General features: G+C 40.6%; 18 protein-coding genes. 11 read left to right on the top strand and 7 right to left on the bottom strand.

Features of this window, described 5'->3' with window-relative positions:
- Positions 1 to 3: 3 nt before the first annotated feature.
- The 4 genes from aceE to ampD form a co-directional block, all read right to left on the bottom strand.
- Positions 4 to 2670: a pyruvate dehydrogenase (acetyl-transferring), homodimeric type gene (gene aceE / locus ACFI4Z_RS09170; RefSeq protein WP_462670317.1), complete on the bottom strand. Its 2667-nt coding sequence runs from the start codon at positions 2668 to 2670 to the stop codon at positions 4 to 6.
- Positions 2671 to 2763: 93 nt separating this feature from the next.
- Positions 2764 to 3513 (bottom strand): pyruvate dehydrogenase complex transcriptional repressor PdhR, encoded by a 750-nt coding sequence (gene pdhR, locus ACFI4Z_RS09165; protein WP_099294704.1) that lies wholly within the window; start codon positions 3511 to 3513, stop codon positions 2764 to 2766.
- Positions 3514 to 4103: 590 nt separating this feature from the next.
- Positions 4104 to 4955: a beta-lactamase regulator AmpE gene (gene ampE / locus ACFI4Z_RS09160; protein WP_462670316.1), complete on the bottom strand. Its 852-nt coding sequence runs from the start codon at positions 4953 to 4955 to the stop codon at positions 4104 to 4106.
- Between the two features lie 24 nt (positions 4956 to 4979).
- A complete protein-coding gene (ampD, locus tag ACFI4Z_RS09155) occupies positions 4980 to 5525 on the bottom strand; it encodes a 1,6-anhydro-N-acetylmuramyl-L-alanine amidase AmpD (protein WP_462670315.1) in 546 nt (181 codons plus the stop codon).
- 235 nt (positions 5526 to 5760) lie between these two features.
- Here ampD and nadC point away from each other — a divergent pair, with 235 nt between their 5' ends.
- The 7 genes from nadC to yacG all read left to right on the top strand — a co-directional run bounded on the left by nadC (position 5761) and on the right by yacG (position 13945).
- Positions 5761 to 6606 (top strand): carboxylating nicotinate-nucleotide diphosphorylase, encoded by an 846-nt coding sequence (gene nadC / locus ACFI4Z_RS09150; protein WP_462670314.1) that lies wholly within the window; start codon positions 5761 to 5763, stop codon positions 6604 to 6606.
- Between the two features lie 462 nt (positions 6607 to 7068).
- The gene (locus tag ACFI4Z_RS09145; RefSeq protein ID WP_462670313.1) at positions 7069 to 7500 is read left to right on the top strand and encodes a pilin; all 432 of its coding nucleotides are present in this window, start codon (positions 7069 to 7071) and stop codon (positions 7498 to 7500) included.
- Between the two features lie 83 nt (positions 7501 to 7583).
- The gene (locus ACFI4Z_RS09140; protein ID WP_462670312.1) at positions 7584 to 8807 is read left to right on the top strand and encodes a type II secretion system F family protein; all 1224 of its coding nucleotides are present in this window, start codon (positions 7584 to 7586) and stop codon (positions 8805 to 8807) included.
- A gap of 606 nt (positions 8808 to 9413) precedes the next feature.
- Positions 9414 to 10313 carry a prepilin peptidase gene (locus tag ACFI4Z_RS09135; protein WP_462670311.1) on the top strand — a complete coding sequence of 300 codons (900 nt, stop codon included), beginning with the start codon at positions 9414 to 9416 and terminating at the stop codon, positions 10311 to 10313.
- 1 nt (position 10314) lies between these two features.
- Positions 10315 to 10950: a dephospho-CoA kinase gene (gene coaE / locus ACFI4Z_RS09130; protein ID WP_462670310.1), complete on the top strand. Its 636-nt coding sequence runs from the start codon at positions 10315 to 10317 to the stop codon at positions 10948 to 10950.
- A gap of 123 nt (positions 10951 to 11073) precedes the next feature.
- On the top strand, positions 11074 to 12753 hold the full coding sequence (pilB, locus tag ACFI4Z_RS09125) for a type IV-A pilus assembly ATPase PilB (RefSeq protein WP_462670309.1): 1680 nt from the start codon (positions 11074 to 11076) through the stop codon (positions 12751 to 12753).
- A 961-nt stretch (positions 12754 to 13714) separates the two neighbouring features.
- Positions 13715 to 13945 (top strand): DNA gyrase inhibitor YacG, encoded by a 231-nt coding sequence (gene yacG, locus ACFI4Z_RS09120; RefSeq protein WP_462670308.1) that lies wholly within the window; start codon positions 13715 to 13717, stop codon positions 13943 to 13945.
- 223 nt (positions 13946 to 14168) lie between these two features.
- Here yacG and ACFI4Z_RS09115 read toward each other — a convergent pair whose 3' ends face one another.
- Positions 14169 to 14702, bottom strand: a complete 534-nt coding sequence (locus tag ACFI4Z_RS09115) for a Spy/CpxP family protein refolding chaperone (protein WP_462670307.1) — start codon at positions 14700 to 14702, stop codon at positions 14169 to 14171.
- 166 nt (positions 14703 to 14868) lie between these two features.
- Here ACFI4Z_RS09115 and ACFI4Z_RS09110 point away from each other — a divergent pair, with 166 nt between their 5' ends.
- The 3 genes from ACFI4Z_RS09110 to ACFI4Z_RS09100 are packed head-to-tail and all read left to right on the top strand — an operon-like array spanning position 14869 to position 17904.
- The gene (locus ACFI4Z_RS09110) at positions 14869 to 15558 is read left to right on the top strand and encodes a response regulator (protein ID WP_462670306.1); all 690 of its coding nucleotides are present in this window, start codon (positions 14869 to 14871) and stop codon (positions 15556 to 15558) included.
- Positions 15536 to 16951 carry an ATP-binding protein gene (locus ACFI4Z_RS09105; RefSeq protein WP_462670305.1) on the top strand — a complete coding sequence of 472 codons (1416 nt, stop codon included), beginning with the start codon at positions 15536 to 15538 and terminating at the stop codon, positions 16949 to 16951. Before ACFI4Z_RS09110 ends, ACFI4Z_RS09105 begins: the two co-directional genes overlap by 23 nt.
- A gap of 2 nt (positions 16952 to 16953) precedes the next feature.
- Positions 16954 to 17904 (top strand): alpha/beta fold hydrolase, encoded by a 951-nt coding sequence (locus tag ACFI4Z_RS09100; protein ID WP_462670304.1) that lies wholly within the window; start codon positions 16954 to 16956, stop codon positions 17902 to 17904.
- On the opposite strand, the gene ACFI4Z_RS09095 is transcribed toward ACFI4Z_RS09100, so the two are convergent.
- On the bottom strand, positions 17871 to 18779 hold the full coding sequence (locus ACFI4Z_RS09095; protein ID WP_462670303.1) for a cation diffusion facilitator family transporter: 909 nt from the start codon (positions 18777 to 18779) through the stop codon (positions 17871 to 17873). The two genes, ACFI4Z_RS09100 and ACFI4Z_RS09095, sit on opposite strands and share 34 nt — an antisense overlap.
- A 108-nt stretch (positions 18780 to 18887) precedes the next feature.
- Here ACFI4Z_RS09095 and trmL point away from each other — a divergent pair, with 108 nt between their 5' ends.
- Entirely contained in the window at positions 18888 to 19352 is a 465-nt protein-coding gene (gene trmL, locus ACFI4Z_RS09090) for a tRNA (uridine(34)/cytosine(34)/5-carboxymethylaminomethyluridine(34)-2'-O)-methyltransferase TrmL (protein WP_099294734.1), read from the top strand.
- Positions 19353 to 19433: 81 nt separating this feature from the next.
- Here the strand turns inward: trmL and gpsA are convergent, their stop codons facing one another.
- Positions 19434 to 20441 (bottom strand): NAD(P)H-dependent glycerol-3-phosphate dehydrogenase, encoded by a 1008-nt coding sequence (gpsA, locus tag ACFI4Z_RS09085; protein WP_462670302.1) that lies wholly within the window; start codon positions 20439 to 20441, stop codon positions 19434 to 19436.
- Position 20442 lies beyond the last annotated feature (1 nt).

The raw sequence follows: 20442 nt of genomic DNA, 5'->3' as shown, positions 1-20442 counted from the left end.
CTCTTAAGCGTACAGTGGGTTAAGTTTGTTAGTGTCGATGTCGAACTTCTTAAGTGCGTCAACAACCACTGACTTTTCAACTTCACCACGTTTAGCAAGTTCAGATAACGTAGCAACAACAACATAACCTGCGTTAACTTCAAAGTGACGACGTAAGTTTTCACGGCTGTCTGAACGACCGTAACCGTCAGTGCCCAATACTTTGTAGTTGCTGCTAGGAATGAATGAACGCGCTTGCTCAGCGTAGTTTTTCATGTAATCAGTTGCTGCAACAGTCACTGAATCATTTAATACGCTAGTGATGTAAGGCGTTTTTTGCTCGCTTTCTGGATTAAGCATGTTTGAACGCTCAACGTCTTGACCATCACGAGTAAGTTCGTTGAATGACGTAACAGAGAAAACATCTGACGCAATGCCATAGTCATCACTTAAAATGGCTGCCGCTTTACGTACTTCAGTCATGATAGTACCTGAGCTTAATAGTTGTACGTTGGCTTTTTTGCCTTCGTAGCTTTCAAGCTTATAAATACCTTTGCGAATACCTTCTTCAGCACCTTCAGGCATTGCTGGCTGTGCGTAGTTTTCGTTCATCAGCGTTAGGTAGTAGTAAATGTTTTCTTGGCCTTCACCGTACATACGACGAATACCATCTTGAATAATTACCGCTACTTCGTACGCATACGTTGGATCATAAGAGATACAGTTAGGTACTGTGTTAGCAAGAATGTGGCTATGACCATCTTCATGCTGTAAGCCTTCACCATTAAGCGTCGTACGACCTGCTGTAGCACCTAATAAGAAACCACGTGCTTGTTGATCCCCTGCCATCCACGCCATGTCGCCAACACGTTGGAAACCGAACATAGAATAGTAAATGTAGAATGGGATCATTGGTAAATCGTTAGTGCTGTACGACGTTGCCGCTGCAACCCACGATGACATTGCACCTAACTCATTGATACCTTCTTGCAATACTTGGCCTGAGGTTGCTTCTTTGTAGTAAGAAACAATATCACGGTCTTGTGGTGTGTAGTTTTGGCCGCCTGGGTTATAAATACCGATTTGACGGAATAAACCTTCCATACCAAAAGTACGTGCTTCATCTGCAATAATTGGTACGATGTTCTTACCAATACCTTTATCTTTTAATAAGATATTTAATGCTCGTACAAAGCCCATAGTTGTTGAAATGTCACGCTTTTGCTCATCAAGTAGCGGCTTGAATGCATCTACTTCTGGCAGCTGTAACTTTTCAGAGAAATTAGGAATACGTGTTGGTGTATAACCTTTAAGCGCATCACGACGTGCATGTAAATATTTGTATTCTTCAGAACCTTCTTCAAGCTCTAAATAAGGCAAGTCTTTAATTGCTTCATCAGACACAAGATCTTGTAGACCTAAACGCGAACGTAAGTGCTCAACGTGTGTCATATCCATTTTCTTAACTTGGTGAGCAATATTTTTACCTTCAGCTGCTTCACCCATGCCATAACCTTTTACAGTTTTAGCAAGGATAACCGTTGGACGGTCATTAGTTTGTTCAGCTTTTTTGAATGCAGCGTATAGTTTTGATGGCTCATGACCACCACGCTTAAGGGCAAAAATTTCGTCATCTGTCATATCAGCTACTAGTGCTGCTGTTTCAGGGTAACGACCAAAGAAGTGTTCACGTACGTAAGCACCGTCTTTTGCTTTATATGTTTGGTAATCACCATCGATGGTTTCGTTCATCAATTGTAATAACTTACCCGTTGTATCTTTAGCAAGTAAGATATCCCAACCGCTACCCCAAACGACTTTAATTACGTTCCAGCCAGCACCTTTGAATAGACCTTCAAGTTCTTGAATGATCTTACCGTTACCCATTACTGGGCCATCTAGGCGTTGTAAGTTACAGTTGATTAGATAGCATAGGTTATCTAATTTCTCACGAGCAGCAAAAGAGATAGCACCACGTGATTCTGGCTCATCCATTTCACCATCACCTAAAAACGCATACACACGTTGGTTTTTAGTATTTTTTAAGCCACGGCCATCTAAGTATTTTAAGAAACGCGCTTGATAAATAGACGCGATAGGACCAAGGCCCATAGATACTGTAGGGAACTGCCAAAACTCAGGCATTAACTTAGGGTGAGGGTATGAAGGTAAGCCTTTACCGTCTACTTCTTGGCGGAAATTATCTAACTGGGCAGCAGATAAACGACCTTCAACAAATGCACGGGCATAGATACCTGGAGAGATATGACCTTGATAATAAACTAAGTCACCACCGTCTACGTCATTTGGCGCTTTAAAGAAGTGGTTAAAGCACACTTCATAAAAAGCAGCAGAAGACTGATAAGACGCCATATGGCCGCCTAAGTCGAGGTCTTTTTTCGATGCGCGCAATACAATCATGATTGCGTTCCAACGAATAATAGAACGAATACGGCGCTCAAGGTTAACATCCCCTGGGTATGCTGGTTCTTGATCTACCGGAATCGTATTAACGTAGTTCGTGTTGATACCTGTAGGCATATCAACACCGTCTAAACGGGCTTGCTCTAATACTTGCTCAAGTAAAAACTGAGCACGTTCAACACCTTCTTCACGCACAACTGATTCAAGAGCCTGTAACCACTCTTGTGTTTCTAGCGCGTCTACGTCAATTTTATTGACTTCAGACATATGGAGGTTTCCTTATGTTTAAAATACGAATGTTTTTAATTAATACGGTAAATTGTGTGTTGCATCACCGTACTTGTTTAAATAGTTACTTTGCTAATTTTGCTTTGTGCGTCTTAAACTACGTTCAATTCGCGAATGCTCTTTGCCTGCTTCAAGCAATGCTTCTTCAATGAAGGCTAAGTGAGCATTACTGGCTAAACGAGCTTGTTCTGGATTCCCTTCAATCACCGCATCCATTAACAAACGGCGATGTTCTGCTAATTGTTTACTTATATGTGGTTTCTCTAACAATACGGTTAAGTTTTGTAAAATATTTTGTTCAAGCAGTGCTTGCATGCCTCGCACTAAATGAAGCAACACCACATTGTGTGATGACTCCGCAACACTAAAATGAAAAGCATTAATTGCTTTAGCTTTTTGTTGTAAATCATCATTTGCTGATGCAATGCTGTCAAAACTTTGTTTCACTTTATCAAAGTCAGTACTGGTGCCACGAAGTGCAGCATAATATGCAGCAATACCTTCTAAGGCGTGACGGAACTCTAATAAGTCAAATTGTGATTCAGGGTGTTTACTGATCAAATCAAAAAGCGGATCAGTGAGCCCTTCCTCTAACTGGTTTTTTACAAAGGTACCGCCACCTTGACGGCGAGTAACTAAGCCTTTGGCTTCTAGCTTTTGAATTGCCTCACGCAATGAAGGGCGCGACACCTCAAACTGTTTTGCTAATTCCCGCTCTGGCGGCAGTTTTTCACCGGGTGCTAATGAACCCTCAAGAATCATATTCTCAAGTTGCTGTAAAATAACATCCGACAATTTTGCTGCTTTAATCTTTAAAGACATTCATCAACGTCCGCATTGTAGTGGGCTCTGGCATAAAACAACCAGATAGTGCCTATAGCTGAAACCAATAGGTAAATTGGTCATACCAAATTTGAGCCATACGTTATCAAAAAGCAAGTTTGCTGTCAATTTCACTAAGAATACATACAACAAAACAGCCTAACGCATTTAGCTCAAAGAATAAACAGTAGGTTAAAACGAGTGGCTTTGGGAAGGTTTTTTGGCAAACCTCTAAATGGTCTGACCAGATAATTCACCTTGAGAAGCGGGTGATTGACTATCAATAAATCACTTAAAATTTTTGCACAAAGAGAAGTGAATGAGAGTAAATGAGAAAAACGACTAGTCACGGTAAACAAATTTCGGGTCATAAAAAACTAGTGATAATGTAGGTCGTCATTCATGGCGACAGTCTAATCTTAGATTGACGCGCTAAAGCACGACCTACACCTCAATATTTTATATAACCCTTAAGCGCAGCGCCTCATAATCTCTTTTTGAATAAATCACTTAGGGCTATTTTAAAAATTACAGGCTATATATCTAAAACCTAGTCACTTCCCTAGAGCCTAGCGCCTTTCACCATTTCCTTACGCCAGCCCACCAAATAAGGTAAGCAGTGCTATTAGTACTAGATAAAATAAAACGTTGCGTTTAACTAGCTTCATCATGCATGTTGCCTCTACTGTGCAACCAAAATGCGCTTGTTCAATTTGCTCAGCAGCTAACGCCGTATTGGCCACAACTTTGCGATTGCTAACAGAAAAGTCAAACGCATACTTAAGCAAGCAGCTTGTACCCTTATTAAAATTACCAATCACTAGGTAACCAAAACTGGTAATACGTGCAGGTAACCAATCAAGCCAAAATAGTAGTGTGTGAATAAGTTTGAATCGAGCTACATAAGGCACTTTTCTATCTTCACGCACCAAGTCGGCGTAAGTACGTACTAACGCATAAAATACAGCACCGGGTGCACCTAAAACCACAAACCAAAAAATCACTGCACAATAAAAACGAAAATTAATCCAAGCCAGTGTTTGCCCAAACGTTTCACCACCGGGCTCATTCTCAGTTTTTTTCTGCCCCATTTGCAAAGCATATAAAGTTGCAGCTTCTCTATCATCACGGGTTAGTGCGTTAAGGTATGATTTGTATAATGCCCGGTGTTTAGCGCAGCCAAAGCATACTAGTAATACCACTGTGTTAACGACTAATTGCCAGACCACAAAATCAGAAAACGTATAAATTAACGCCATTGCGATAACGGGCAAAACTAGCCAAATCAAAAAACCATATGCTGAGTTAAACAGACCATTTTCACTCAATTGCTTTTTAGAACGCACTAAATAACCTTGTGCGTAATAGCTTATCTGCCAATAATCGGAGCGCGCACCAAGGCGCTCTAAAATCAAAGCGGTAATTATTGAAATTAAAATCATAATGCTCTCTTTACTAAAGCCAAGTTAATTTAGGTCGGCAAAAAAATGTTGCCAGTCAAAACTTTCACCAGGATCGGTTTTTCGCCCAGGTGCAATATCACAGTGTCCAACAATACGTGCTTTATTTATTGAAGGATACTTATTCATCAATAACTTAGTAATTGATTGTAATGTATTATATTGGCTTTGGGTATAGCCGCTGGTATCGGTTCCCTCAAGTTCAATGCCAATGCTAAAATCATTACAATGCTTGCGCCCTAAAAACTCAGACTTACCAGCATGCCATGCCCGCTTACTAAAAGGCACATACTGCACTACTTCACCCGTACGCTTTATAAAGCAATGAGCTGAGACCTTTAAACCCTCTAAATCAATAAAACTGGGATGAGCCTCGCAGTCAATTGCTCCCATAAACAAATCATCAACATACTCAGTGCCAAATTCCCCCGCTGGTAACGAAATATTATGAATCACTAATAGCGATATTTCTTCAACAAAGGGGCGTGCATCAAAGTGCGCACATTCACGCTGTATTGCACCTTCAAGTCTTCCTTCACAATCAATTCGCATGTTACAAAACCATTATTACACTCTATAGAAGATGCTAAAGGATAAAACATATAAATAAAAGCAGGTAACAGACCCTTGTACCATGTTTATTTTAACCAGTCGTAATCTAGTGTGCTTGCGATAGCAAATACCAATAAATATCAAACACCCCATAGCAAAGGCTCTATACCTCTTCTATTCGCTATGCAAACATAGTAAAATTTTGTCAATTTCTTAATTATAATGAGCTTTTATAATGTCTATCCCGCACAGCCTTTTAAGCCAGTTAGTAAAAATTGCCCTTGATGAAGATTTAAATTACCAAAGCGCTGAGCAAGGTGATATTACGGCCAGCTTAATCCCACATTCACAGCAAGCAAACGCCAAAGTAATCACGCGTGAAAACGGTGTATTCTGCGGTAGAAACGTTATCTTAGAAGTGTTTAAGCAGGTAGATCCCAGCGTACACGTCGATGTGTTAGTCAATGATGGCGATGTAATAAACACCAACGACACCTTGTTTACAGCCAAAGGCTCTGCACGCGCTATTTTAACTGCTGAACGTACTGCGCTTAACTTTGTACAAACCCTATCAGGTACAGCCACAACCACCGCGCATTACGTTAAAGAACTAGCAGGAACAACAACACAGCTGCTCGATACCCGCAAAACAATCCCTGGCTTGCGTGCTTTGCAAAAGTACGCGGTAAAATGTGGCGGCGGTGCTAACCATCGCATTGGTTTATTTGATGCGTTTCTTATTAAAGAAAATCACATAGCGGCCTGCGGCGGCATTAAAAATGCAGTATCACAAGCAAAATTAAATCACCCAAGTAAGCCTGTTGAAGTAGAAGTTGAATCACTTGATGAGCTAGATCAAGCTATTAAGGCCGGTGCTGATATTATAATGCTTGATAACTTTACACCTGAGCAAATTAAACAGGCAGTCATACTAACGGATAAACGAGCAAAAATTGAAGTGTCGGGCAATATGACAATAGAAACGCTCAAAACATATTCACAAGCCGGAGTAGACTTTATTTCAAGTGGTGCACTTACAAAAAATTTACAATCAATTGACTTATCCATGCGATTCGAGTAAATATTCCAAGTTTAATGAATATAATATTTACCTAAAACGTTGACATTTTAAGCAATTAATCATTAAATACGCCGAAAGGCTTATTTTGTAACAAACTGTTAATTATAGTTCCCTTTTTACAAAAAAAAGGTGCTATGATAAGCCTTATGTATGATGATAGATAAAAAAGCCAAAACTAAATAACTAGCGCTGACTGTATAGCAGTGCCACTAGTTTAATTAAATGCGTACTGAACATTCTTGAATAACTAGGAAAGTTCGTAAAATACCGTTAAATACTTAGGAAGTCACTTCCAAAACAACGTTTTAGTGCTAAAGTAAATCTAGTAGCCGACTTTCGATTAGTTTAGGTCTTAAATTAAGTATCAAGGCATTATTTAAAAAAACAGTAAGAAAAGTTGCTTATACTCTTTAACGCGTAACCAATTTAACTTACACACATACTATCCTTTAGGAGAGGAACATGGAAAAAATGACACAACAAAGTCAAAAGGGTTTTACCCTAATTGAATTAATGATTGTAGTTGCAATCATCGGTATTTTAGCAGCTATTGCACTACCAGCTTATCAAGATTACACAAAGCGCGCACATGTGAGTGAAGGTATGAGTTTGGCTCAAGGAGCAAAATCAGCAGTTACTGAAACATACTCATCAACGGGAGTATACCCAGCAGATAATGCTGCTGCAGGGCTTGATGCTGCTGCCAATATTAAAGGTAATGCAGTTACATCGGTAACTGTTGATGCAGGTGTAATTTCTGTTGCATTTGATGCGACCAAAGTAGGTGCTGGTACATTGGTATTCACTCCTAACGATGAAGGTGGCTCTATTAGTTGGACGTGTGCTAGCGATGGCACTTTAGAGGCTAAGCTACTACCTGCGACTTGTAGATAATATAAAATCTTACGCATAAATGAAAAGCTGAGCTTCAAATGCTCAGCTTTTTTAATTGCTTAATAGAAGTGCTGATTAATCAAATGACTAAGCAACAAGAAAAAGGTATAGATACTTTTCAGTGGATAGGCGTAAGCGCTCGCGGAAAACGCCTTGAAGGCGAAATGACTGGCGCGAGTATTGCTCTAGTCAAAGCACAACTTCGTAAACAAGGTATCACCCCTTCAAAAGTCAAACGTAAAGCCAAACCCTTATTTGGCACACGTATGCAAAAAATTACACCGAAAGACATTGCATTAGTGACACGCCAAATAGCGACGATGTTGATGGCGGGTGTACCACTTATTCAAGCTATTGAGATGATAGGTACGGGTGCAAGTAACAAAAGCGTTGCCAAGCTTATGGAAACCATTGGCGATGAAGTAAAAGCCGGTGGTACGTTATCTGATGCACTTCGTAAACACCCTCGTTATTTTGATGATTTATATTGCGATTTAGTTGCCTCTGGTGAGCAATCAGGGGCGCTTGATAAAATATTTGACCGTGTAGCGCTGTACAAAGAAAAGTCAGAAGCGCTAAAATCAAAAATTAAAAAGGCAATGTTTTACCCTATTTCAATACTTGTTATAGCTGGCATAGTAACATCGATTTTGCTTATATTTGTAGTTCCCCAGTTCCAAGATATTTTCGCCGGTTTTGGCGCAGAGCTGCCTGCCTTTACCCTAATGGTGATTGGTATATCTGAATTTATGCAGGAATATTGGTGGATAATCCTGATTGCGATTGTCGGATTTGGTTACGCCTATAAAGAGGCCTTGCTGAAAAGTAAAAAACTGCGCGATGCAAACGATAGAGCTATTTTAAAACTCCCAGTCATCGGTATGATTTTAAATAAAGCCGCCGTGGCGCGTTATGCTCGTACTTTATCGACCACCTTTGCTGCTGGCGTGCCATTAGTTGATGCGCTTGATTCTGCGGCTGGTGCCTCGGGCAATGCGGTTTACCGCTATGCTATTTTAGATATAAAAGCAGAGGTTAGCTCTGGTAACCAAATGAACTGGGCTATGCGTAACGCTAAAATATTCCCTGATATGGTAGTGCAAATGGTCGCGATTGGTGAAGAGTCTGGCTCACTGGATGGCATGCTGGCAAAAGTTGCGACTATTTATGAACAAGAAGTGGATGATGCCGTTGATGGTCTATCAAGTTTGCTTGAGCCATTAATTATGGCAGTGCTTGGCGTACTTGTGGGTGGTTTGATAATCGCCATGTACTTGCCGATATTCCAGCTTGGCTCGGTTATATAATAGCTGTAAGCTGTAAGCTGTAAGCTGTAAGCTGTAAGCTGTAAGCTGTAAGCTGTAAGCTGTAAGCTGTAAGCTGTAAGCTGTAAGCTGTAAGCTGTAAGCTGTAAGCTGTAAGCTGTAAGCTGTAAGCAAAAATGTCCCTAATTTATATTAAGCAATGCAACATCTTTTTTATTTAAATAATTTATTCACAAAGAGGTTAAGAGACGCCGCGTTTATGAGGTTAAAGGTCCTAGGTGTACTATTGTTTTGTGGGAACAGGCTTTAGCAGTGATTGTTTTTGCGGTTATTTATTAAAGCCTATTGGCGCTAAAGCGCTCTCCTACAAAGTTAAAAGATGCTGTAACCCGAAGCTCGTTGCATAAAGCCCTTAGCTTTTCTCATTTTGTTCTCATTCTCCTCTCTTTGTGCATAATTGTTTTAAGTGAGTTATTCACAAAGAGGTTAAGAGGCGCTGCGCTTATGAGGGTAGAAAAGGCTCTAGGGAGGTGACTAGGAGCTAGGCGTATTCATAGCTCGTTGCACAAAGCGCGTGGCTTTTGTTAATTTGCGCTCAATCACTTCTTTTTGTGAAAATGGTTTTTAACTCAATTTTTTAGGTATGTAATGCACGAATTTTTTCTCGACATAATCACTGTAATGCAAAGTCATTTATGGTTTTATTTACTCACTATTGGCCTTGTTAGTTTATGTGTTGGCAGCTTTTTAAATGTGGTTATTTATCGCATTCCAAAAATGATGCAACGTGAGTGGCAAGCAGAGTGCCGCATTTTATTGGCCGAAGAGCTCAAAACAGCGGATAAATCACCTTCTGAAGTGTTTAATCTAATTAAACCGAATTCAACTTGCCCTAAATGCAAAACAGCGATTAAACCTTGGCAAAATATTCCTGTTATTAGTTGGCTTTTACTAAAAGGTAAATGTGCCAGCTGTGAAAACCCAATTTCAGTTCGCTACCCTATAATTGAAATGCTGACCGCCCTACTCAGTTTAGTTGTCGCTATAAGTTTAGGGGCATCTAATTTAGCCCTACTTTATATCGTAATCACGTGGGTGCTTATTGCCCTTACTTTTATCGATATTGATCACATGTTACTACCCGATCAACTCACTCTCCCCTTAGTGTGGCTGGCATTAATCGCCTCGGTATTTGGCATAACAAAAGTAACACCTGAAGAAGCCATTATTGGTGCTGCTTGTGGCTACTTGAGCTTGTGGAGTGTGTTTTGGCTGTTTAAGCTAGTTACTGGCAAAGAAGGCATGGGCTACGGTGATTTTAAATTGCTCGCCGTATTCGGTGCCCTACTTGGTTGGCAGTCATTACTCACCATTATTTTGCTCTCAAGTGTAGTTGGCGCTGTTATTGGTATCATTTTGCTAAGTATTCAAGGGAAAGACAAAGCCACGCCAATTCCTTTTGGCCCCTATTTAGCAATCGCTGGTTGGGTAACATTATTGTGGGGCGAACAGATTCAGCACTACTACTTTAATACCTTAGGTTATTAATATGACTCCTTCTGCTATTCATAAATGGGTTCTTGGATTAACAGGCGGCATTGGCTCTGGTAAAAGTGCTGTGAGTGATATGTTTGAACAGTTTAATATAACTGTTGTTGATGCTGACATTGTCGCGCGTCAAGTCGTTGCACCAAAAACGAAAGGGTTAAAAGAAATTAAGGCACACTTCGGTGATAAAGTACTCAACGAGGATGGCTCTTTAAACCGCGCGCAATTGCGTCACATTATTTTTGCTGATGAAAGCCAAAAAACGTGGTTGAATAACTTACTTCATCCACTCATTAGAGAAAAAATACTCAGTGATTTAAATACTGCAACCAGTCAATATGTTGTACTGGTCGCACCGCTTTTATTTGAGAATAATCTAGATAAATACTGCCAACATACTTTAGTGGTCGATGTACCTGTTGAAGTGCAAATAAGCAGAACAGTTCGCCGCGATAATGTAAGTGAACAACAAGCAAAGAGTATCATTTCAGCCCAAATGAAACGCGAAGATAAATTAGCAAGAGCAGATGACGTGCTTGATAATAATCGTGCTTTAACACTGGTTGCGGGTGACGTAGAAACATTACACACACAGTACTTAATAAAAGCAAAAGCATTTAACGCAACCAACGACTAATTCGAAATATTCGATAAACTTTACGCTTTTTGTCGCTAAAGTACGCTAAAATGACAAGACAGATGTTTTCCCCTTCTTTTTTCTGATAAATTGCGAATATGAAAGGATTTTACTGGGTGCACAATGAACATTAATTCACCATTACTTCGAAAATATATCACGTTAGGCCGTGTTGACGCAGAAGACGTTAAACTAAAGCAGCGTGAATTTAACTCTACTGCGGAGCTTATTGCAAAATGCAGTGGCATTAGCGGACAAGAGTTAGCCGAGCAATGTATTGATTTTTTTCGTGTTCCGCATTTTGATTTAAAAGATTTTGATGTTGCGCTCATTCCCCAAGATCTGATCAAAGAAAAACTGATCAGGCAACATCATATACTTCCATTGATAAAAAAAGGCCGCAAGTTATATATAGCCGCATCAGATCCAACTGATTATGGCGCATTTGAAAACTTCGAATTTAGCACCGGCCTTTCATGCGAAGTGGTTGTTGTAGATTACCGCCAGCTCGACAATAAAATAGAACAACTACTCGATGCGACAGGCAGCTTGCACCTCAGTGAAGATGAGTTTAAAGAGTTTGCTGATTTAGATACCGACTCATCTAATGAGCCACAAAAAAACACTGAAGATGATAAAGACGATGCGCCAATCATTGTCTATATCAATAAAATATTGATGGATGCGATTAAAAAAGGCGCGTCTGATTTACACTTTGAGCCCTACGAACACAAGTACCGTGTGCGCTTTCGTATCGATGGTATTTTGCACGAAATGGCCAGCCCGCCAAACAGTTTAGCCACTCGCTTATCTGCGCGTATTAAAGTTATGTCGCGTTTAGATATTGCAGAAAAGCGCAAACCACAAGATGGTCGTATCAAACTTAAAATTACTGAACGTAAAAGCATTGATTTTCGTGTCAGCACACTCCCTACTCTTTGGGGTGAAAAAATAGTAATGCGTATCCTCGATTCATCCAGCGCCATGTTGGGAATCGATGTACTTGGCTATGAACCTGAGCAGAAACAGCTCTACATGGACGCGCTGCAACAACCGCAAGGCATGATCTTAGTTACCGGGCCAACGGGCTCTGGTAAAACGGTATCATTGTATACCGGGCTAAATATTCTTAATCAACCTGAGCGTAATATCAGCACAGCAGAGGATCCTGTTGAAATTAACCTCGAAGGCATTAACCAAGTACAGATCAACCCAAAAGCTGATATGACCTTTGCCAATGCGTTAAAAGCGTTTCTACGCCAAGATCCCGATGTAGTAATGGTTGGTGAGATCCGTGACCTTGAAACCGCTGAAATATCAATAAAAGCGGCGCAAACGGGTCACTTAGTTATGTCGACATTGCATACTAACTCAGCCCCCGAAACACTTACGCGTTTATTAAATATGGGCGTACCTGCTTATAACGTTGCCAGCTCAATTAGCTTGATTATTGCCCAGCGACTCGCTCGTCGCCTATGTTCGAAGTGTAAAACACCAGAAACCCTACCTGCCGAAGAGTTACAACGCCAAGGCTTCACAGCGCAGCAAATCAGTGAGCTTACTCTCTTTGCACCAAAAGGGTGTGATAGCTGTACCGAAGGTTACAAAGGCCGTGTAGGTGTTTACGAAGTCATGCAAATCACTCCTGAAATAGCACAAATCATTATGCGTGGTGGTAATTCTTTGGAAATTGCAGAAGTGTCATTAAAGTCTGGCTTTAATAACTTACGTTTATCAGGTCTTCGAAAAGCAGCAGCAGGTGTCACATCACTTGCTGAAATAAACCGAGTAACAAGTTTTTAAGTCAAAGTTTAGAGGTTATAGGTGCTAGGTGCTAGGTTATAGGTGCTAGGTTATAGGTGCTAGGTTATAGGTTATAGGTTATAGGTTATAGGTGCTAGGTTATAGGTGATAGCCAAAAGCCTAGCGTCTACTTCTAATCTCAGGTGCCGGCTTTAGCCGCGAAAGCTATAAAATATTTATTCACACCGACACAGAAGTTAAGAGAGGCAGTGTTTAAGAGAGTGCCAAGTATGGGTGTGCTGTAGAGCGTGCTTTAGCGCGTTAATTTTTATAATGATTGTCGCCATGAATAACGACCTACAATGGGTTACCCGTCGCATGTGGCTTTTACTCATTTACCCTCATTCACTGCTCTTTGTGCAAAGTGATTTTAAGTAATTGATTTATTCACAAAGAGGTTAAGAGAGCGCTGCGCTTAAGAGAGTGCCAAGTATGGGTGTGCTGTAGGGCGTGCTTTAGCGCGTTAATTTTTATAATGATTGTCGCCATGAATAACGACCTACAATGGGTTACCCGTCGCACGTGGCTTTTACTCATTTACCCTCATTCACTGCTCTTTGTGCAAAGTGATTTTAAGTAATTGATTTATTCACAAAGAGGTTAAGAGAGCGCTGCGCTTAAGAGGGTCGCCAAGTATGGGTGTGCTGTAGGGCGTCAATTTTGTTTAATCACAAAGAAATAGATTGTCGCCATGAATAACGACCTACAATGGGTTACACGTCGTCCGTGGCTTTAACTCATTTACCCTCATTCACTGCTCTTTGCGCTAATAGGTATTTAATGGCTAAACCAGCGCTGATGAGTTTGGCCTCCCAGCTAGTTCACTGATCGTAGCCTACTAGCCATGATCCAGTAATACCCCGAATACTGAAACATTTACTTTTACTTATTCCTTATCATTTACACTCATCCACTTATCTTTGTAAAATAAGCTCCAACGCTTTATTCATGAGAATATGTTATGCCAACTGTAGTTAACTGCCCAACTTGTAAAGCCCAAGTAGAATGGTCAGTGCAAAGCCCTCATCGTCCATTTTGCTCAAAACGCTGCCAGCTAATTGACTTAGGTGAGTGGTCATTTGAAAACAATAAAATATCGGCTCCAATTACTTCTACCGAAGATTTAAGCCAAGATATGGTCGAAGATATAGAAGCAATGCTCGCTAAAAACGACGACGACTTTTTTAAATAACCATCAACAATATCCATGATTACGCTACGATTGGTTTGCTCTAGAACAGAACCCGAAGAAGTGCGCTTAAGCCCGATTAGCTTTAAGCCATAATTAAATTCTAAAGAGCATTAAAGCTAGAGCTTGCTCGGGTACTTACCCAACCCCTGTAAATTGATTAAAAGTATATATACAAAAAGGCGAAAGTTACTTTTCGCCTTATAATGGTTGAGCTTAAAATAATTTAACCTTCGGCTTTTTCATCCGCACTTCTATCGCCGCGTTTGCCTTTACGGTGACCTTTATCTTTCATTTTTTTAGCAAAACGCTTTTTTATTTTAGTGTACTTTTCACGCTGTTCGGTATTTAAAATTTGCCATACTGTGTGCTCCATTTTAAGCTTTTGCATTGCAAACTTTTCAACTTTCGCTTTGCGTAAATCTATAATTTCTTGTGCGGCGCTTTCATCAAATGTTGTTTTTGCTAACAGCGCTTCCATTTGAGCTTTAAAAGCATCACGCTGCGCTGTGCGCACTTCTTTATTACCGCGCATTGTTTTCATTTGCTCTTTTTGAGCCTCAAATGCTGCTTTTAACTGTACCTGCTGTTGTTGGGTTAAATCTAGTTTTGCAGCACCACGCTCAGAGAGTAAAAAGCGCGCTTCTGACATGCCTTTGCCATGAGGCATAGCGCCTTTAGCCATTACAGCGCCCGTATTCAGTGCTGTTGTTGCTAAACCACAAATCAATACTAGTTTAGTTAGTTTACGTGTGATCATAATCATTACCTTTTGGTTGTAAATAGTGTGCCGCCTTAGCGAGTAAGTTAACTATATCAATGGCAATGCAAAGCAACGCAAAGCAATGTAAAGGTTTTGTAAAGGTTCACTTTTGTGCATATTAGAGCGTAAAATAGCGGTATTGCAGCATGACAAGGTTAGCTAAATGAAACTATTAATGATTGACGATGATATAGGGCTATGTGAATTACTTAGCGAATACCTGTGTGCACAAGGCTATGAAATTGAGTGTGTTCATGATGGTGAGTTAGGCTTGCAATCCGCTCTTAAATACGAATATGCGCTAATTTTACTTGATGTAATGCTACCTAAGCTCGACGGCTTTGATGTACTAAAACAACTAAGGCAAAAAAAGTTAACACCTGTCATCATGCTGACTGCCAAAGGTGAAGATTTTGACCGTATTTTTGGTTTAGAGCTTGGCGCTGATGACTATATTCCAAAGCCCTTTAACCATCGAGAATTACTAGCAAGAGTAAAAGCAATTACTCGTCGAATAGAACATATTACTAGCTTGAGCAACACCCAAGCCAACAAGCTTAATGTAAACAGCATAACAATCAATCTTGCTGCTCGTGAAGCCTACATAGATGAAAGCTTGCTAAACCTAACCGGGACCGAATATGAAGTACTTGCCTTACTTGTTAAAAATGCTGGCGATGTTGTTAGTAAGGAGCAAATAAGTGAAAAAGTGCTGGGCAGGCGCTTAGCAGCCTTCGATCGCTCAATCGATATGCATGTCAGCAATATTCGCAAAAAAATAGCAGAGCATAACAGTGCGGAGCGAATTAAAACAATTCGAGGAACCGGTTATGTCTTTATCCAAGGAGAATAAAACAACACACTTTGCTTGGCTAAAACCCCCTAAAAGCTTTTTGTTTTTTAAAATATTTGTTTGGTTTTGGCTAACAGTGATAGGCACTATTGCGTCTTTAGTATTTCTTAGCAATCTAGCAATAAACCAAGTTAGTAATGAGCAGCTTCAGGGCCCAATGTTAAAAAACTTAGAATATGCAGCCAAAAGTTTTGAGCGAATCGCTTTAAAGCACAAAAAAAGTGCTGCGGATATCTTGCAACACCCACGATTAGCTAAGCGAAAACTACTCTATTTAAATTCAGATCAACCTGACAATTCAATCACTAGCCGTCCCCCAGCAAGTGATATTGATTTGAGTCTTGTTAATTTTACTAAAAACATGTCGCCACAAGTTATTTTTACTGAAAACTTTATAGCATTTGGGCCAATCAAAACAACTCTCCCTGAAGGCACATTTTATTTATACGAAATAGATGAAAACAATCAGCCTCCATTTTTAATACGCTTAAAGTTAATGCCTATATGGTTAAAAATTGCCGTTGCTTTAGTTGCTTCATTAGCGCTGAGCTTTGTATTTAGTCGAAATTTAATTGCCCCGATCAATCATTTAAAACAAGCAGCCAACAAACTGTCGCAAGGCGATTTAACAGCCCGTGCAAATATTAATGAAAACAGACAAGATGAGCTGGGAATATTAGGCCGAGAGTTTAACAGCATGGCAACGCAAATTGAGCAACTAATTGCTGCACAAAAACGCTTACTAGCTGACATTTCCCATGAACTACGCTCACCGCTTACTCGTTTAAAAATGGCGACAGGCCTTGCCCAAATGCAAGCTGAGGATAAAAATCAAACCTATTTATTGCGCATTGAAAAAGAAGCTAACCAGCTTGATAAAATGATTGCAGATGTGCTGCAAGTTTCACGCTTAGAGGCAAAAAGCCAACCACTGTCGTTACACAAACAATCTATGCAAGTGATCATCAATCATGTGTTAAATGACGCACAGTTTGAAGCAAAACAAAGCAACAAAACATTGCATACTGAAGGGCAACTCAATGTTGACATAAACTGTGATGAAAGCTTACTCGCCAGCGCACTTGAGAATATCCTGCGTAACGCGATAAAATACGCAGCGAAATCCATTTCTATCAAGCTTACACTAACAGATGTTATCAACATTGAGATCAGTGATGATGGCCCAGGTGTTGAACCGCAAAACTTGGCCCGTTTGTGCGAACCATTTTTTAGACAATCCGATGCCAGAGATAGAACCAGTGGTGGCACAGGTTTAGGATTAGCAATTGCAAAGAATGCGATTACAGCCCACGCTGGGCATTTAACACTACACAATCAGACTCAAGGTGGTTTAAGTGTGCATATTGTTTTACCTATTAACGAGCAGCCATAGCCATGTTTTATAGCACTGAACATGCTCTTCTTGAGCACCAACAGCACATTGACGACTTTTTTACTCAACAGGTAACTAAGCAACACCTAGCAACCCCTAGTGGCAACTTATACTATGGCTATGCGATTCCCACACAAGCTCACACTGCAATCGTAATAAGCTCAGGGCGTATTGAAGGGTTAGATAAATACAGAGAGTTAATATGGGAGTTATATAACAATAACTTTGCCGTATTCATTGCGGATCATCAAGGTCAAGGGCGCTCATATAGAGCATTAAAAAACCCGCATAAGGGCTTTGTTAATGTGTTTTCTGATTACGCCAACGATTTAGCCATATTTGATTCAACAATTATAGCGCAGCACTGGCAAGGCAAAAAAGTAATGCTTGGCCACTCAATGGGCGGAGCAATCGCATTTAATTTTTTAACCCAGTTTGACCATAACTACAGTGGCGTATTTTTATCAGCGCCTATGTTTGATATTTACACTAAAGGCACACCAAAACCAATTGCTAAACTAGTCGCAAAAGTAGCCTGTTTTATGGGCTTAAATAAATTATACGCATTGGGGCAAGGCAACTATAAACCAGAAACATTTGCGCAAAACACCTTAACAAGCAGCGAAGTTCGCTACCAATTATTTAGACAGATTTACCAGCAAGAGCCTAGTGTACAGTTAGGGGGGGTTACATATGGGTGGTTAAATGCTGCCTTTAAATTTATCAAAGACGCGCCAAACTTAACACTCCCTATTCCCCTATTTATTGCCAGCGCGCAATTAGACACCGTAGTTGATAACTCTGCACAACACACCATTACCCACTTACAAAAAAATGCAATTTTAGAAACGTTTAGCGATGCTAAACATGAGCTCCTTTTTGAACAAGACAGCATTCGTAAAGCCGTATTAACACGCTTTTACGAATTTTGTAATTCAGTAACGTCAGCCTGACTCAATGATAATGGGTCTTGATGGATGAGAATATCCATTTCACAATCAAATTTTTGCTGAATCATATCGACGACTTCATCGGCCACATAGTGTGCCCTGATGAGTGGCAGTGTATCCTCAAGCTCTAAATGCATTTGTATAAACTTAACCTTGCCACCTTGTCGCGTTCTTACATCATGTACACCAAAAACGTCTTTATGGCTGTTGGCAATTTCAACTATTTGAAGTTTTTCATCATCTGGCAGCTCTTTATCCATTAAATGATCTGCGCTTTGTTTTGCAATATCCCAACTGTTATAAAGCAGGTACCCTGCAACACCAATCGCGAAAATAGGATCGGCATACTGAACGCCATTGCCTGCTAATAAAATCGCAACTAATACCGCGGCATTTAATATCAAATCGCCTTTGTAATGCACTGAGTCTGCTTTTATGGCAATGGATTCTGTATGGTTAATCACTTTAGTTTGCACAAACACCACCACCAGTGTACACAAAATTGCAAACACACTTACCCAAACCCCGAGCATTGAATGACTTAATTCAACGGGGTTAAATAAACGCTCAATACCGTGAAACGCAAGTAAACACCCCGAACCTGCAATAAAGGCCGCTTGCCCTAACCCCGCTAAAGCCTCAGCTTTACCATGGCCAAAACGGTGATCGTCATCAGCAGGGCGAAGAGCATACCCAAGTACTAAAAAACTCATCGCAGAAGCGGTAATATCCATTAATGAGTCAGTAAGGGAGCCAAGCATAGACGCTGAGCCTGACGCTAACCATGCCCAACATTTGGTTGCAATCATTAGGCTGACCATTACCATGGTAACCACACTGGCTGTTTTAACCCAAAACTCATAACTGCGATGATGCACTTTTTTACCTATATGTAAGCCGCTCTTATAGCTAAGAGTATATCATTTTTTTAAAACGTTTAGTGTATACTCACATGAGTAAAAATTAGTTTCTAATAAGGCACATCTATGCTCGATATCGTTTTATACCAACCTGAAATTCCGCCTAATACCGGTAATATTATACGCCTATGTGCCAATACTGGGTTTTCACTTCATCTAATTGAGCCACTAGGTTTTGAGTGGGATGATAAGCGCGTTAAAAGAGCGGGTTTAGACTATCATGAGTTTAGTAATGTTCAGCGCCACGCTTCATTTGAAGCCTACTTAGAAAAGTGTAAACCAAAAAAAGTCTATGCTTGCACTACGAAGGGCAGCCAGTTTCATCACCAAGCACAATACGAAGCAGGTGACAGCCTTGTTTTTGGCCCTGAAACACGTGGCCTTCCTGATGAACTAATACAATCATTACCTGGGGAGCAGCGGGTACGCATTCCAATGCAAGCGAATAGCCGCAGTATGAATCTATCAAATGCTGTTGCGGTATTTGTGTATGAATCGTGGCGTCAGCTTGGATTTCCTAACGCAGAATAAGGTGTTGCTTATAGCCGCTTTTCTCTAAAGATTAAAAAAGCGCGATATAAAATCGCGCTTTTGGCTTTTAAAAAATAAACACTATTCAGACGTTTGCTCTCTACCTAGCAATGCCATTGCGGCTTCTTTAACGTCTTTATTCTCGTAAAGAACTTTATAGATTTGTTCTGTAATAGGCATTTCAATACCGGTACGCTGCGCAAGTAAATACACTTCTTTGGTGTTGCGATAACCTTCAACTACCTGTCCTATCGACTCGATAGCAGCATCAACCCCTTTACCACCGCCTAGCGCTAAACCAAAGCGGCGATTACGAGATTGATTGTCTGTACAGGTTAAAATTAAATCTCCAAGGCCAGCCATGCCCATAAACGTTTCTGACTTTGCTCCAAGCGCACACCCTAAACGGCAAAGCTCAGCCAAGCCACGTGTGATAAGAGCGGTTCGCGCATTAGCGCCAAAACCAAAGCCATCAGACATTCCTGCACCAATAGCGATAACATTTTTAACCGCACCACCAAGCTGTATACCAATAAAGTCGTTATTGTTATACACCCTAAATGAACGCCCGCAATGCAGTAAATCTGCTAATTGCTTAGCAAAAGTAGGTGAAGTTGATGACACTGAAATCGCTGTAGGTAAGCCCATTGCCATTTCTTTAGCAAAAGTAGGCCCAGAAACCACAGCTAAAGGCACATCATCACCCAGCTCTTGCTGTGCAACCTCTTGTAATAAGCGGCCAGTATTGGGTTCTAATCCCTTGGTTGCCCATGCAACCTCAGCACCTTCGAGTAACGACGGTTTAATTTGTTGCAATGTGTCACCAAATGCATGGCTAGGCACTACAACCAAAATAATTTGACTATCACAAACTGCGCGATGCAAATCACATTCAAGGTGAAGAGTGTCAGGGAAAGTAACATCGGGTAGGTAACGTTGATTCTTCCGCTCAGCTGCAAGCGCGGCAACGTCGTCGCTATTGCGTCCCCAAAGTGTCACTTTATGACCATTTCGGGCTAAACAAATAGCAAGGGCGGTGCCATAAGACCCCGCCCCTAATACAGTAACAGCTGAATTTGCTGTACTCATA

This window comes from Pseudoalteromonas sp. RWi3, from assembly GCF_054960735.1.
Note: the sequence above shows the minus strand (reverse complement) of the source record. Positions and strands in the feature narration are given on the sequence as shown.

What these genes read in the sequence shown, in the direction of transcription:
- gpsA (WP_462670302.1), bottom strand. Translation starts at nt 20,441, where the DNA reads ATGAGTACAGCAAATTCAGCTGTTACTGTATTAGGGGCGGGGTCTTAT.
- ACFI4Z_RS09110 (WP_462670306.1), top strand. Translation starts at nt 14,869, where the DNA reads ATGAAACTATTAATGATTGACGATGATATAGGGCTATGTGAATTACTT.
- coaE (WP_462670310.1), top strand. Translation starts at nt 10,315, where the DNA reads ATGACTCCTTCTGCTATTCATAAATGGGTTCTTGGATTAACAGGCGGC.
- ACFI4Z_RS09105 (WP_462670305.1), top strand. Translation starts at nt 15,536, where the DNA reads ATGTCTTTATCCAAGGAGAATAAAACAACACACTTTGCTTGGCTAAAA.
- ACFI4Z_RS09115 (WP_462670307.1), bottom strand. Translation starts at nt 14,702, where the DNA reads ATGATCACACGTAAACTAACTAAACTAGTATTGATTTGTGGTTTAGCA.
- ampE (WP_462670316.1), bottom strand. Translation starts at nt 4,955, where the DNA reads ATGATTTTAATTTCAATAATTACCGCTTTGATTTTAGAGCGCCTTGGT.
- ACFI4Z_RS09140 (WP_462670312.1), top strand. Translation starts at nt 7,584, where the DNA reads ATGACTAAGCAACAAGAAAAAGGTATAGATACTTTTCAGTGGATAGGC.
- ACFI4Z_RS09135 (WP_462670311.1), top strand. Translation starts at nt 9,414, where the DNA reads ATGCACGAATTTTTTCTCGACATAATCACTGTAATGCAAAGTCATTTA.
- ampD (WP_462670315.1), bottom strand. Translation starts at nt 5,525, where the DNA reads ATGCGAATTGATTGTGAAGGAAGACTTGAAGGTGCAATACAGCGTGAA.
- trmL (WP_099294734.1), top strand. Translation starts at nt 18,888, where the DNA reads ATGCTCGATATCGTTTTATACCAACCTGAAATTCCGCCTAATACCGGT.
- pdhR (WP_099294704.1), bottom strand. Translation starts at nt 3,513, where the DNA reads ATGTCTTTAAAGATTAAAGCAGCAAAATTGTCGGATGTTATTTTACAG.
- ACFI4Z_RS09100 (WP_462670304.1), top strand. Translation starts at nt 16,954, where the DNA reads ATGTTTTATAGCACTGAACATGCTCTTCTTGAGCACCAACAGCACATT.
- pilB (WP_462670309.1), top strand. Translation starts at nt 11,074, where the DNA reads ATGAACATTAATTCACCATTACTTCGAAAATATATCACGTTAGGCCGT.
- nadC (WP_462670314.1), top strand. Translation starts at nt 5,761, where the DNA reads ATGTCTATCCCGCACAGCCTTTTAAGCCAGTTAGTAAAAATTGCCCTT.
- yacG (WP_462670308.1), top strand. Translation starts at nt 13,715, where the DNA reads ATGCCAACTGTAGTTAACTGCCCAACTTGTAAAGCCCAAGTAGAATGG.
- ACFI4Z_RS09145 (WP_462670313.1), top strand. Translation starts at nt 7,069, where the DNA reads ATGGAAAAAATGACACAACAAAGTCAAAAGGGTTTTACCCTAATTGAA.
- aceE (WP_462670317.1), bottom strand. Translation starts at nt 2,670, where the DNA reads ATGTCTGAAGTCAATAAAATTGACGTAGACGCGCTAGAAACACAAGAG.